Here is a 15,349-nt window from a genome sequence, read left to right as displayed (position 1 = left end):
CCCAGGAATGTACTATACTATACAAATAGAAAGCAAAAGAGGGATTCATATGGGCAAAACATCAAAAAAAGATAAAAGACATTTTAGAACAGTCATAAAAAGAGGCTTCATCCTTGTGAGTATGATTATAATGATGTTTGTAATAATCATGCAAACACCGGTTTACCCATGGGCCAAGAGCATTATTGTTATGAGTGTCTATAGCCGTTATGAATCCGGTTATTCTTTGCTAAAGGATAAGAACATTCAGATTAAGATCCCAGGTGGCCTTCAAACCAAAGAGAAAGACTGGTACCCTTTTGTCATGACTTTTAATGATGACCGAGGCTTTTCTAGATTCATGGGCGAACCCATGCGTATGACCGTTTTATATAATTTTGGCCAATTCTCACCTTTTAAAGGTTATGCCTCTTACTATGACGTAGGTAGCCCTTACTATAATAGCTTCTACGGTGCCTATGGTGTCAGCAAAGCCTCTGAGGAAGCTTTTGGATTCATAGATGGCGAGGCAGACCATGAAGCCATCAGTAAGGTGCCGGAGTTTGATATGGTGCGGCTGGTGCTTGAGAGCATCGGTAGTTATGACAATACTTTTGAATATGAAGTCATCTCCGAAGAAAAGGCAGAGCTGTTTAATGAACCCGATTGGTTGGTCATAGATGCAAGGATTAAGGTCAATGGGTCCATGCATACTTATAAGACAGACCATAGAGCCTATATTCAATATGGAAAGCCGCCGAAAGCCTCCTCAGTTGTAGAGAATTTTATAGAGGACTTTGCTGTTATAGACATGGTAGGCCGCATCTACGTCAAACACTATGAAGAGAAAAACATAAGTTTATTTTTCTACTGCATCACAAGAGATGAAGCAGTCATTGAGGATTGGGACGCCAATATTATGAACCAGACAAGATTAATCATGCATTAAAAGTAGAAAGAGGTAATGAAAATGAAAGTGGATTTTCATTTACATACAAGTGAATATTCAGGATGTGCTATGGCAACAGCCGAAGAACAGATTAGAAGTGCCATAAAAAAGGGACTAGATGTCATATTTATAACGGACCACATGACGCTTTTTCCAAAGGAAGTAATAGAAGACTATAATAAGCAATACGCACCCCTTAAGATCTATCAAGGGATTGAAGTTACGATTATGGAAGGTGCTTATGAGGATGTTCTTGTCTTTGGGGTTCATGATCCTAAGATTGAAGGCAGGCATTGGAAGTATGAAGACCTGCATACTTATGTAAGAAAGAAGGGTGGCGCCATTATTCTAGCTCATCCCTATCGGTTTGCAGATGAAGTAAATGTGAACATATGGGATTATCCACCGGATGCAGTCGAGGTGCTCTCATCGAATATTGGTAGAGAAAACTATGAAAGACGACGTCTTCTAGCAAGGACTTTAGAACGTCCCATGGTGACCAATTCCGACAGCCATTTTATTGAGCACACAGGTTGTTACTACAATATCTTTCCCAGTAACTGTGTGGATGAAGCCTCTATCATAGAGGCCTTAAAAAAAGGTGATTTTGAATGCGACAATATCAAGACTTAAGATTATTTTATTATCCGAACATTAAACACAATATAACAAAAAACGTTTGACAGTACAACCTTGCCCATGTATGATAAAGAACAGGATTCTTATAATCATGATTCTTATAATCGAGGAGTAATTAGGAGGACACAAAATGAAACATGAATTGATCATAGTGCTTGATTTTGGCGGTCAATACAATCAGTTGATTGCAAGACGGGTCAGAGAAGTCAATGTATATGCAGAAGTATTATCTTATGAAACACCCATAGAGGAAATTATAGCAAGAAATCCAAAAGGAATTATTTTTACAGGCGGACCTTCTGTTGTTTTTGAAGAAAATGCCCCCTTAATTGACAAAGCCATTTTTGATGCAGGTATTCCCATATTAGGTATTTGCTATGGATCGCAGTTGATGGGTTATCTACTTGGTGGTAGTGTTGCAAGAGCCGAGTCAAGAGAATATGGTAAAACAGATTTAATAGTCGATCAAAGTGACTTGTTATTTGAAGGTGTTGATGTAGCATCTGTAGCATGGATGAGTCATACTTATTATGTTTCAAGTCCACCGAGTGACTTTAGAATAACAGCATCCACAGAAACATGTCCGGTAGCCGGCATGTCTAATGAAAGTAAAAAACTCTATGCGGTTCAGTTTCATCCGGAAGTCAACCATACACCGGAAGGCACCAAGATGCTTAAGAACTTCCTAGTTAACATTTGTGGTTGTAGCCAAGACTGGATTATGAGTGATTTTGCAAAGGATCAGATTAAACTCCTAAAAGAAAAAATCGGCGACAAAAAAGTATTATGTGCCCTATCAGGCGGCGTAGACTCATCAGTTGCAGCTATGCTCATTCACAAAGCCGTAGGTAAGCAATTGACCTGTATCTTCGTCGATCACGGTCTACTTCGTAAGGACGAAGGGGATGATGTAGAGAAGGTATTTGGTGAAGAGTTCGACATGAACTTGATTCGTGTCAATTGCGAAAAGCAATTCCTTGACAAACTTGCAGGGGTATCCGACCCTGAGACCAAGCGTAAGATCATCGGTGAAGAATTCATCCGTGTTTTTGAAGCAGAAGCTAAGAAAATCGGTGTGGTCGACTTTTTGGTTCAAGGGACCATCTATCCGGACGTTATCGAAAGCGGTACAAAAGACGCAGCCGTTATCAAAAGCCATCACAATGTAGGCGGTCTACCAGAACACGTAGACTTCAAAGAAATCATAGAACCACTTAGAGATTTATTCAAAGATGAAGTAAGAAATGTAGGCCGTGCCGTTGGCATCCCTGAATTCTTAGTATCCAGACAACCTTTCCCAGGTCCCGGACTTGCCATTCGTGTCATCGGCGATATCACCAAGGAAAAGCTGGACATCTTAAGAGAAGCGGACTACATCTTCCGCGAAGAAGTAAAAGCAGCCGGCATCTCAAAAGGTCTTGGCCAATATTTTGCAGTACTAACCAATCTTAAGAGTGTTGGCGTCATGGGTGACGAGAGAACCTATGATTACACAGTAGCCCTAAGATCCGTTGACACCTCCGACTTCATGACCGCAGACTGGTCCAGAATCCCTCACGAGATCCTAGCCAAAGTCTCCAACAGAATCGTCAACGAAGTAAACCATGTGAACCGTATATGCTATGATATCACCAGTAAACCACCAGCTACGATTGAGTGGGAATGACGATTGCAAACGCTACAACCCTTGATTTCGCTGGGGTTGTAAGGTTCAGAAGGTGATTTTGACTCCATTTTGACTCATTTTATTAGTGATAATAGTGATATGAGATAATATAATATATTAAATTGGCAGGGGAATCTCGAAAGAGGTTCCCCTTATTTCATGTGCAGATAGTTGATCAATTGAAATTGAAAGAGACCACATTAGTGGTCTCTGAGTGGAGTCTTGGGATTCGAACCCTAGCACTCTATCCAAATTTATTTGAAGCTGTCAAATTACAGACTACTGGAGACTCCATGAGTGCTAATTACCACCATAGTTACTACTGCTGAAATACCTGTCATAAGTCTACCTCCATTTAGTGTGAGTTTCTTGATTAGCTTGTTAGGAGTTTCCCTCGAGATTTCCAAATCAATAGCTGTAATTAATCCGGCTAAACCAGTGCAACAAATAAGACTTGGTAAGATGACATTATAATTATATCTTATTGAATATGCAGTATCAAATGAATCATATTGTATTGTGTAGATATTAATGAGTAGATATACAATATTCGAAACGGGTAATGTGACTATTACAATACTAAACAGGCTGTTTTTGTCTTTATTAGATGAGTTTTACATTTGATTAGAGTAATTTGGTTGAAAACATCTTCTATATACGTGTTGTAATTCGGGATTATTATTTTCTATATATTCAAGATTTGGCCCTTTGCGTATATATAATTCAGTATCGTTATACAAAGATGGTCCATCAATACATTTTACTTCAATCATCATAATATATCTGTTCTTATAATGAATAAAACCTAAGTTTGACTTTATATGAGTTTTTAACTTTTGGGGAATCATTGAATCATTGATTTTGTTCAATACATAATTTTGATATTTTTCTAAATCGATGCCAAGAATAACAGCTTCTCTCTGAAGGCCAGCAATTCCATTTCCATTTTTTCTTACGATTTCAATATTGTCTAATTTCTCTACCCTTAATGTATCATTTTCGGAATCGCATATTCCTATGAACAATCTACCAGTTATTCCAGTTCCATGATTAGCCATTGCACATATATTCTTCATTATTTTCTCAAAACTTTTCTTATCAAATTCACGCTTTTCGGATAAGTTCAAAAATCCTTGTTTGAAATCATAGCAAGATTCTTCAGCTTGTGATTTCATTAAAAATTCCTCAAATTCAAGTTCTGAAACTTTTATCAAAGAAACGTTTAAGTTTTTTTTATCTAATACTGAAATCATCATTATGTTATTATTAGAGAACTTTTCAACGGTTTGATTGTTAGATAATGCTTGATAGCAGGTTTTCTCGTTGTACCCATGTTCTTTAACTAAAAAATGAACTAAGTCATATAATGCCATACTACCGTTATTCTCATATAAATATTGTGTTGCTAGTTCATTAATACTTTTGATTTTATTACCACGTTTGGATTTTAGTATTTCTTTATAGTTAGATTTCCTAGTCCAACAATCAATATCTTCTTTAATCTCATGGTATAAATATTTTCTTTTTTCAAGGTATGATTTTAAATAGTATTTTGGGGAATCGAAATTGACTTTAATATAATTCCAGATTTCATCGGTAGTGAGATTTTCTTTATCATAATAAGTAAATGTAGCTAATAGTAATTCATCGAAATTTCGGCGACGTCTAGTCTTAATAATTTTATCTGTATATTTACTTTTCCATTCCTTTAAAATGTAGAAGTCACCATCAATTTTCAAAAAGTCATCATAGCTCAAATAAGAAATAATAGTTTGACTTTTTATATGTGGTATTGTTTTATTTACAAAAGATATGATTTCCTCTTTTGATAAATGTTTACCACTGTTGTGAAAAGCTTCTTTGATTATATCTTTTATAAATTTCTTGTCATGATTCCAATCTTTAAGTGCCCATTGTTTTGCTCCGATATTTACTATTTTATTATGCGTTGCCATCTGATTTGTTAGATTTCTAATAGATTTAGAGGTGCTTAGATTTTTGGATTGTATAATTTTATTGAATTCCATATAAATATCAGATATTTCCATTGGATGTCGGTTTTTAAAAAGGATTCTATAGCCTATATCACCTGCAGAAAATGAATCATCAATGCTAATAGCTAAAAGTTCATCATCATGTACTATCATCTTCTCTAATTTTAAACTGTTTAACGCTAATAGAATGTAATTATGATCAAAGTTTCTTCGCTTTTTCTTCATTTCAATTAGTAATTCATCTTTTGAAATATAGACAATATGTTGTCTTAAAAATTCAAAAACTTTTTTTAATTCTTTTTTAAATACCCCTTTATCCAAGTTTGAAGATATTAAGATATTACAATCATGATTTGGTGAAAGTGTACTGTTAATTCCCATTATTTTTGTGACCAAATTTAAATGGCGAATATCATTGATGCCGCTATTGGAAAAAGTAATGAGTTCATCCATTAAAATCACTTCTTGATCAACGATAAACTTGGATAGTTTTATATATTCAGTGGTTAATAGACTATCGCATATGTAATTACATTTTTTTAATTCGTTTCCATTAATCAAAGTACTAAGATTCTTAATTGCTTTAGCTTCAATTTGTCTAACTCGTTCACGACTGATACCATTGTGTAATATACCGAGTTCATCAAGTGTATAGATCTTTGATGATTTTAGTCCAAATCTTTTTTCAATAACATCTTTTTCTCTTAAATCATTTCTAACCTCAAAATAACCATTTAAAAAACTTTTAAATAAATCGATAAAATTACTCATGATACCTCCCAATTTAGTAGTTATATAATATGTTATAAATTTAAATCCTTTCCCCATCCTTATCTACAAAGAATCCCTCAAACTCACAATCCAAAGCCTTTGCAATCGCTTCTAATTCATTCACAGAGAAGTTATCTCTTTTGAATTTATTTGCCATGTTCTGATTTGTGGTTTTAAGTCTTTTGCTAAGTTCTATTATCGTTACATTCTTTCTTTTCAGTAAAATCCGGATTTTTTCACCCATCGTTAATTTCATTAATTATCACCTACCTAAGTTAGATAATACACCTATTAGTGAATATCTGCAATGATTTTGCAAAATGAGCTTTTGCAGAATAAAGAGGTGTTTAGAAAAGCTTAGAAAAGTAAAATAAGTGAAATATTGATTGTGTTAATTATAAAATGTATTATCACATTATAAAGTGAATATCAGAAAGGAGCAAAAAAATCATGAGCAAAATTATAGCCGTTGCTTCACAAAAAGGTGGAGTAGCCAAAAGTACAACTTGTAGGAATTTAGCGACGATTCTAGCAAAGGAGGGTTACAAGGTACTCGCAATCGATACGGATAACCAAGCGTCAATGACGGACTGTTTTGGTATTGAAAAGCCTGAAACACTGGATACAACACTGTACCATCTGATGATGGCTGTTATGAATGAAGATGATCTACCACCAAAAGAGAGCTACATACTAAATAGAGATGGTGTGGATGTCATCCCCAGCAGTATTGAAATGTCAGCCATTGAAATGAACTTGGTCAGTACTATGAGCAGAGAATATGTTCTAAAAACAATCACAGAACAGCTTAGACCTGATTATGACTACATTATTGTGGATTCAGCCCCATCATTAGGTTTAATGACATTAAATGTACTAGCTGCTTGTGACAGCGTATTGATTCCGGCAACACCTGAGTACTTATCTGTAAAAGGCCTGGAGTTATTGCTTCAAACAATTATGAAGATAAAGCGCAGAATTAATCCAAGGATTACTTTCGAAGGAATTCTGCTAACTATGTTTGATGAAAGAACCAATCTATCCAAGAACATGATTGAGATGGTGGATGAAGCTTATGGTGAGCATATCAAAGTGTTTGATATTAGAATTCCTAAATCAGTAAAAGTAGGAGAAGCCAATCTTCAAAGTAAATGTATTGTAGATTATATGCCAACGAACAAGGCAGCTGTTGCTTATCAGGTACTAACAAAGGAGTTGATTACTAATGGATAAAACAAAAATGAAAAAAGTTGAAACCTTTGCCTCAATATTTGGTGAAGATCATAGTGAAGTGCCATCTGAAAAAACAGATGGCACAACGTCATTAAGGCTAGAAGACCTAATCCCTTTTAGAAATCATCCATTCAAGCTTTATGAAGGAGACCGGTTTAACGACATGGTTGAGAGCATTAAGCAATTTGGTGTCATCGTTCCCATTGTAGTAAGAAAAGTGGATGATAAATATGAGATTTTATCTGGACATAATAGAGTAAATGCGGCTAAAGAAGCTGGATTAACAGAAGTTCCAACGGTAATCAAAGAAGGGCTCACTGAGGAAGAAGCAACACTCATTGTCACTGAAACAAACATTATGCAGCGTTCTTTTTCTGAATTAGCTCATTCTGAAAGAGCAACAGTTATTTCAACAAGACATAGTGCGATGAAGAATCAAGGTGTTAGAACTGATTTGTTAAATGAAATTGAAAAATTGTCTAAAGCACCTAACTTGGCAAGTGAAGAAACTTTTTATCCAATGGATAAAAAGTTAAGAACGCATGAAACGATAGGTAATGAATATAATCTTTCTCAAGCATCGGTAGCAAGATACCTCCGTATTGATAAGTTAAGCGATGCAATCAAAGACTTAGTTGATGAAGGCAAAATTGCCATGCGAGCTGGTGTAGACCTTTCTTATCTATCACAGGAAAATCAAGAAATGGTGGAGGCTATTATTTCTGAAAACACCTTTAAAGTGGATATGAAAAAAGCGGCTCTCTTAAGAAAGCATGAGAAAGAGGGAAACTTAAACTGGAATACAGCCCAAAAGATTATCAGTGGTGATATGCTAAAAAGTAGAGGTAAAGTGAAACCATTTAAGCTTCAACCGACAATCATTTCAAAGTATTTTAATCCAAATGAGGACAAGAAGGCTATTGAAAAAACAATTGAAAAAGCTTTGGAATTTTACTTTAGCCAGATGAAAAATCAATCACATGACATTGAGGAGGGGGAGGAGATGATTGAGTAGACTGACAGAAATTAAGGAAATTTATGATTACATCTTGAAAGAAATCATGCAAGATGAGCAGGCATGGAAAGACTTTTTAACCTTTCATGCAAGGATATATAAGCACAGTTTTAATAACACCGTGCTTATATATGCCCAAAGACCTGAAGCTACTTTAGTTGCAGATATGGAAATCTGGAATCGTCGTATTGGTAGGTGGATTAACAGGGGTGCTAAGAGTATTGCAGTCTTTGATGATCAAAGTGCTTATTTAAAACTAAAATACCTATTTGATATTGAAGATACCCATGGCCAGCCGCATACCATTCCTAAAGTGTGGAAATTAAATGAAGCATTAGAATCACAATTACTAGAAAGTTTTAAAGCAAATACCTTTTCAGAATGGATTGCAAGGCGGACCCATGAATCAGTCCTTGCTTATGCCTCAGATATCCAGCAAGGACTTGAAAAAGAATTGTCTAAGACCAAATTATCGGGATTACCCCTTGAAGGCGTTACAAGGCAGTTTATGCAGTCTCTTATGGATAGTGTAGAGTACATGACATCCATTCGCTCAGGTATTGAAGAACCTAAGTTAAGTAATTTAAATGCATTTAATACACTAACAGATTTTGATTCAAAAACATTAATCTTAAGACTAGGCTATCTGACAAGTACCATCTCAGAGCAAATTTTAAGAGAAATTGAAAGAGAAATTAAAACCATCAAAAAAGAAAAAAGGAGTGTGAATGTCAATGAAACCCATGGAACTCAATTATCAGGAAGTACAAGGGATTTATCATCCTCAGATTCAAATATCGAGGGAGAAAAGCTACGACAAGAAGCCACTAGGGAAGTACGGGCAAATGGCGATGAATTACCTGAAAGAGGAACACATCAATCGGTACAATTATCTAGTGACCGAAGGGACGTTGCTTCCAATGATGCATCAAGTGAACGAGGAAGCATGGGAGAGGATGGAGAAACTTCAAGACCAGATGCTACAGGAAGAACCATTACAGAATCCAACCAACACCTATCAGACTTATCGTCACAGAGAGATGATCAGAACGAGAGCGGAAGAGATGATTCTTCAGGAAATCATCTTCAAAGAGAGATAGCAAAAGATTTAGAGCTACCAGAGCGTAGCTCTTTTTTTGTGGAGCTAACAGATGATGAACTTATTGAAAAGGTACTCCTAAGAGGTTCTGGATTTGAAGGTGGGAAACAACGGATTGTTGATTTCTTCTCAGAAGAATATACTGCAAAAGAAAAAGCAGACTTTCTAAAAAATGAACATGGGACTGGCGGTAGCTCGGTTACATTCTCTGATAATCTAAGCGGTTTTGAAAATCACGACAGTAAAGGAATTACCATTGATCTTTATAAAACCGATAAAGAAATTCATTTGTCTTGGGCTAAAGTTACTTCCGGTATTGATGCCTTAATTGATAACGGTAAATACTTTGAACCTCGGTATAAGAATGATAATCCACCAACAAGAAAAGCTATTTATCAACCAACATTATTTGACATCAATTACGCTGAAAATGACATTGCACATGAGAATTATAAAAAGCTAATGAAGATTGCCCCTGGGATCTTAAACGGACGTTATCGTTATATGAAGCTAAAAGCACCTGGCTTTATGGACCTTGTCATTGAAAAGCTATATGAGAATAGAATCTCTCTATCCCATTATTATGAACAAAATGGAGATTTAATGAGTGATCCGGATATGGAACTCATTGTGGACCATAATCAAAAGACATTAACAGCAGCAACCTTTCAGCAAGATAACATGGCAATCTATCATGAAGCGTATCAGGGTGATGAATTAATTAATCCTGATTTAGAAGATGAATTAAATGATTTTCTGAAAGAGTGGTTATCAAATATTGCTAGGCAAGGTCATATTGTTTATAAGGCTTATTATTCAGAGGATGTAGACGAGGCTAACGTAGAGCCAACCTTTGATGATAAAGGTCATGAAATCATTATTAAACCACCTTCAGAAAAGGATGATTTATTGGACCTAGAACATGAGGATCTTCATGAGTATCCCTTAGAAGTAGGCATGGAAGTGGATATTGAGGGGAGAAAATTTCAAATCGAATCCATTGACTATGATAACAATGCTGTATCTCTCATGGATTTAACCTTTGCAGGGCAAACTGGTTATCCAATTTTCAGAAAAGAAAGTGTTGATTTTGTTTTGGACTATCTGCCCGATGAGAAGCCACTGACGGAAGAAGAAAAGTGGGGCATTGTATCCATAGGTCCATTTGCAGATGAAAATCAAGAAAGGCAACAATCTACAAAAATTAATTATCAATTTTCACTTGAAGATGAAATCGGTATTGGTGGGCTAAAAACAAAATTCAGAACCAATGTTGAAGCGATTAAGACGCTAAAAGTTATTGAAACAGAAAACCGTATGGCCACTGACAAAGAACAGTCCATATTAGCTAGATACGTTGGTTGGGGTGGTATGCCACAAGCTTTTGATGTTGGGGCAAGTGGTTGGAGCAATGAATACGGTGAACTAAAAAAAATCTTGTCACAAGAAGAATATGATAGTGCAAAAGCTTCAACACCTAATGCCCACTATACATCCTCTGTTGTTATTCAAAGTATTTATCAGGCACTTGATCAGTTTGGTTTTAAAAAGGGAAACATCTTGGAACCTTCCCTGGGTGTTGGTAATTTCTTTTCCCACCTTCCTGATTCTATGAATAGGGCAAAACTTTTTGGGGTTGAACTAGATGATGTATCCGGACGTATTGCAAGGCAGCTCTATCAGAAAGCGCAGATTCAAGTCAAAGGCTATGAAGAAACACAGTTTGAAGATAACTTTTTTGATGTAGCCATTGGTAATGTGCCTTTTGGTAATTATAAAGTATATGACAGACTTTATGATAAGCATAACTTTATGATTCATGATTATTTCCTTGCAAAAACCCTAGATAAAGTGCGTCCTGGTGGCATCATTGCCTTTGTTACCAGTAAGGGAACCATGGATAAAAAAGATCAAGCTGTCAGGAAGTATATTTCTGAAAGAGCTGAATTAATTGGTGCTATACGATTACCTAATACAGCATTTAAGGAAAATGCCAATACCGATGTAACAGCAGATATCCTTTTTCTAAAAAAGAGAGAACGTCGGTCGGTGGAATTACCAACTTGGCTATCGGTTGTAGATAATGAAAATGGGGTCCCCGTCAATCAATATTTTATTGACCATCCCCATATGATGCTTGGTGAGATGGTATTTGATGAAAGGATGTTTGGTAGAGACAGTCGTTATACGACGTGTGTGAATACAGATAGTAACTTTAATCTAGAAGAAGCTCTAACAGAAGCAGTGTCCCATCTTGAAGCTGAAATTGGTTACTACGAGCAGGCAAAAAAAGAGGACAGCAATGACATACCTGCTGATCCTAAGTACAAGAACTATTGTTATGCCTTTATTGATGACAAACTTTATTACCGTGAAAATTCTATTATGAGACGAATGGATTATACCGGTAAAACCCTTGAACGGATACAAGGCATGATGGCAATTCGAGATATAACTAGAGAAATCATTACACTTCAAACGGAAGGCTGTACTAAAGAATCACTTGAAAAGGCTCAAGACCAGTTAAATCAAATCTATGATGCATTTGTTAAAGACTATGATTATATTACTTCAAGACCCAATGCCAGTGCTTTTCGTGATGACAATGACTATCCACTATTATGTTCTCTAGAAGTGGAGGATGAAGATCATTATGTCACAAAGGCAGATATGTTTACCAAAAGAACCATTAAGCCTTATGAAGCTATTACCGATGTAGATTCTGCAATTGAAGCATTAACAGCATCTTTAAATGAAAAAGGCATGGTGGATATTCCATTTATGGCTGAGCTTTATGATGAAGAACCTCAAGTCATCATTAAGGAACTTGAACAAGACATCTATTTGAACCCTGAAAAATATGATGAAAATGATCCTTTGAGAGGTTGGGAAACGGCTGATGAATATCTCTCAGGTGATGTAAGACAAAAGCTTAAATTTGCTAAAGTCTTTGCGGATATGAATCCGGAAGTCTTTTTAAAGAATGTGCCTGCCCTAGAAAAAGTACAACCCATTGATCTTGAGGCCAGTGATATCGATGTAAGGTTAGGAACCACATGGATTGAAACAGCAGATTATGAACAGTTCATCTATGAGACCTTGAAAACACCGAGATATTATCACAATACCGGTGGCAGAAACGAAATCAAAGTACATTACAATAATTACAATGCAAGCTTTGGAGTTGAGAACAAAGGATTAGATGGGTATTCAGTTTCAGCCAAAGAAACCTTTGGTACATCTAGAATTAATGCTTACTACATCATTGAAGACAGCTTGAATCTTAGAAATTCTACGGTTAAAGACCGTGTTGAAGATGGAGATACCATCAAATATGTCATTAACAAAAAAGAGACCATGCTAGCAAGAGAAAAACAATCGCTACTAAAACAGGCCTTTAAAGAATGGTTGTTTAAAGAACCAGAGAGACGTAAAAAGTATGTGGATTATTATAATCAGCACTATAACAATATCCGCCTGAGAGAATATGATGGCAGTCATTTAAAATTGCCAGGCATGAATCCAGATATAAAATTAAGAGAACACCAAACAGCTGCTATTGCAAGGATTATCTATGGTGGCAGTACACTTCTAGCGCATTCTGTAGGTGCAGGAAAGACTTTCGAAATGGTTGCCAGCTGTATGGAGCAAAAGCGACTGGGACTGATTAATAAAGCAGTTCTTGTTGTACCAAATCATTTAACGCAGCATATCGGCAGTGAGTTCTTAAGGCTTTATCCATCAGCTAATATTCTAGTCACCACAAAGAAAGATTTTCAAAAATCCAATCGGAGACGTTTTGTCAGTCGTATTGCTACTGGTGCTTATGATGCTGTCATTATGGGGCACTCGCAGTTTGAGAAAATTCCTGTCTCGAAAGAACGTCAGGAAGAAATGATACACAGGCAGATCAATGATATCTCTGCTGCTATTGCTGATGCAAAAAAGAGTAATGGCGAAAAGTGGAGTATCAAGCAGATGGAAAAACTCAAACTTTCACTAACAGCTGAAATCAAACGACTTCACGACAGTCCGAAAGATGATGTGATTAACTTTGAAGAGCTTGGAATAGATTGCGTTTATGTAGATGAAGCGCATTATTTTAAGAATTGTGCTGTATTTTCAAAGATAAGAAATGTTGCTGGAATATCTAATACACGTAGTAAAAAATCCATGGATATGCTCATGAAAACCCAGTATATCCAAGACATCAATCAAGGTAGGGGTGTCATCTTTGCCACTGGAACCCCCATCAGTAATAGCATGACGGAAATGTATGTGATGCAAAGGTATATTCAAAATAAGGAGCTTGAAGCAAGAGGAATTCATCACTTTGATGCATGGGCAGCACAGTTTGGAGAAGTGGTTTCAAGTCTTGAATTAGCTCCTGAAGGAACAGGATATCGCTATAAAAGCAGATTTGCTAAGTTCTCGAATTTACCGGAACTCATGACGATTTTTAAAAATATGGCAGATGTAAAAACAGCGGATATGCTTAATTTACCTATTCCTAAGTTAAAAGGTGATAAACATAAGTTGATTTCAGCTGAGTCCAGTGATTTTACAAAAGAGATTATGGAAAGCTTTGTTGAAAGGGCAAGTGATATTCGAAATGGTATGGTTGATCCAAGGATTGATAACATGCTTAAGATAACTAATGAAGCAAGACTTTTAGGCCTTGATCCAAGACTCCTTTATGATGAAGCACCTAATGAAGCAGATAGTAAAGTCAATCAGTGTATTGATAAAGTCTTTGAAGAATATAAGGAAAGCCATGCTTTTAAAGGAACACAAATCATATTTTGTGATGTAGGAACGCCTAATACAGATGGGCGTTTTTCTGTATATCCTTATATCAAGGAAGCATTGATAAAGAGAGGTATTCCAGAAAAAGAGGTCTGTTTTATACACGATGCCAATAGTGAAGCACAAAGAGAAACTTTATTTGCTGATATGCGTAGTGGTAACAAACGTATTATCCTTGGTTCAACTGCCAAGATGGGCACAGGAACCAATATTCAAGATCGTTTAATTGCCCTTCATCATTTAGACTGCCCGTGGCGCCCAAGCGATTTGGAGCAGCGGGAAGGAAGAATCTTAAGACAAGGCAATCAAAATGAAGCTGTAAATATCTATAAATACGTGACAAAGTCGACATTTGACAGTTATTTGTGGCAAATTGTTGAGAACAAACAGCGGTTTATCAGTCAAATCATGACCAGCAAATCCGTTGCTAGAAATGCAGAGGACATTGATGAAACGGTACTATCTTTTGCAGAAGTTAAAGCACTGGCAACAGGGAACCCTTTGATCAAAGAAAAGATGGATATTGATAATGAAGTCAGTCGTTTAAGCCTTTTAAAGTCTGAATACAACAGTAGAAGGTATGCCATGGAGGATAATTTCACTTATAAATACCCTAAACTGATTCAACAGGCAAAACAGCGTCTTGAAGGATTGATTAAGGACATCAGCAAGCGTGATATGAACAAGACAGAAGAGTTTCAAATCAATGTTGATGGCAAATTCTTTGATGAAAGAGAAAAAGCCGGAACTTATCTTCAAGTGATATTATCAAGGCTTGAGCCAGATAAAGAAACCCATGTGGGTACATTTAATGGCTTTGATCTCTTAATCCTAAAGAACAATTTCTTTGGTCAGCATAAGATGATCCTTCATGCAGAGCAAAAGTACGAAGTTGAATTTGGAGATAGTCCCCACGGTAATATGGTCAGGCTTGAAAATCTTTTAGAAGGCCTTGAAAAGCGCATTGAAAAAACAGAAAGCCAGATTGATGAGTATGAAAGAAACATGACCCAGTCCAAGGAAGAATGGGAGAAACCATTTATGTATGAGGAAGCATTAGCGCAGAAGTTAAAGCGACAATTTGAACTGAACGCTGAACTGGACATGGATAAAGGGGATGATGGCATAGCAGTGAGTGAAGAAGATTTTAATGAAGATGTGATAACTGAAGATGATGAAGAAATGACAGTTTAGCAGG

Annotated in this window: 8 protein-coding genes; 6 read left to right on the top strand and 2 right to left on the bottom strand. The window is 36.2% G+C overall.

Annotated elements, in window-relative coordinates; genetic code table 11:
* The first annotated feature begins 49 nt into the window (after positions 1-49).
* The 3 genes from P0N36_RS01845 to guaA all read left to right on the top strand — a co-directional run bounded on the left by P0N36_RS01845 (position 50) and on the right by guaA (position 3,233).
* A complete protein-coding gene (locus P0N36_RS01845) occupies positions 50-928 on the top strand; it encodes a hypothetical protein (protein ID WP_275841069.1) in 879 nt (292 codons plus the stop codon).
* A gap of 21 nt (positions 929-949) precedes the next feature.
* The gene (locus tag P0N36_RS01840) at positions 950-1,561 is read left to right on the top strand and encodes a PHP domain-containing protein (RefSeq protein WP_275841067.1); all 612 of its coding nucleotides are present in this window, start codon (positions 950-952) and stop codon (positions 1,559-1,561) included.
* Between the two features lie 136 nt (positions 1,562-1,697).
* On the top strand, positions 1,698-3,233 hold the full coding sequence (gene guaA, locus P0N36_RS01835; protein ID WP_275841066.1) for a glutamine-hydrolyzing GMP synthase: 1,536 nt from the start codon (positions 1,698-1,700) through the stop codon (positions 3,231-3,233).
* A 614-nt stretch (positions 3,234-3,847) separates the two neighbouring features.
* Here guaA and P0N36_RS01830 read toward each other — a convergent pair.
* Positions 3,848-5,998, bottom strand: a complete 2,151-nt coding sequence (locus P0N36_RS01830; RefSeq protein ID WP_275841064.1) for an RNA-binding domain-containing protein — start codon at positions 5,996-5,998, stop codon at positions 3,848-3,850.
* Between the two features lie 40 nt (positions 5,999-6,038).
* Positions 6,039-6,254, bottom strand: a complete 216-nt coding sequence (locus P0N36_RS01825) for a helix-turn-helix domain-containing protein (protein ID WP_275841062.1) — start codon at positions 6,252-6,254, stop codon at positions 6,039-6,041.
* Positions 6,255-6,448: 194 nt separating this feature from the next.
* On the opposite strand from P0N36_RS01825, the gene P0N36_RS01820 reads away from it, so the two are divergent.
* From P0N36_RS01820 to P0N36_RS01810, 3 genes are read left to right on the top strand one after another with little or no spacing between them, the layout of a single operon-like run.
* Positions 6,449-7,231, top strand: coding sequence for a ParA family protein (locus P0N36_RS01820; protein ID WP_275841061.1), 783 nt, complete (start codon positions 6,449-6,451; stop codon positions 7,229-7,231).
* Positions 7,224-8,246, top strand: coding sequence for a ParB N-terminal domain-containing protein (locus P0N36_RS01815; RefSeq protein ID WP_275841060.1), 1,023 nt, complete (start codon positions 7,224-7,226; stop codon positions 8,244-8,246). Before P0N36_RS01820 ends, P0N36_RS01815 begins: the two co-directional genes overlap by 8 nt.
* Positions 8,239-15,345, top strand: coding sequence for a DUF6908 domain-containing protein (locus tag P0N36_RS01810; RefSeq protein WP_275841059.1), 7,107 nt, complete (start codon positions 8,239-8,241; stop codon positions 15,343-15,345). Before P0N36_RS01815 ends, P0N36_RS01810 begins: the two co-directional genes overlap by 8 nt.
* Positions 15,346-15,349 lie beyond the last annotated feature (4 nt).

It is taken from the genome of Petrocella sp. FN5 (assembly GCF_029210395.1).
Classification (GTDB): domain Bacteria; phylum Bacillota; class Clostridia; order Lachnospirales; family Vallitaleaceae; genus Petrocella.
This window is presented reverse-complemented; position numbering and strand designations above follow the sequence as displayed.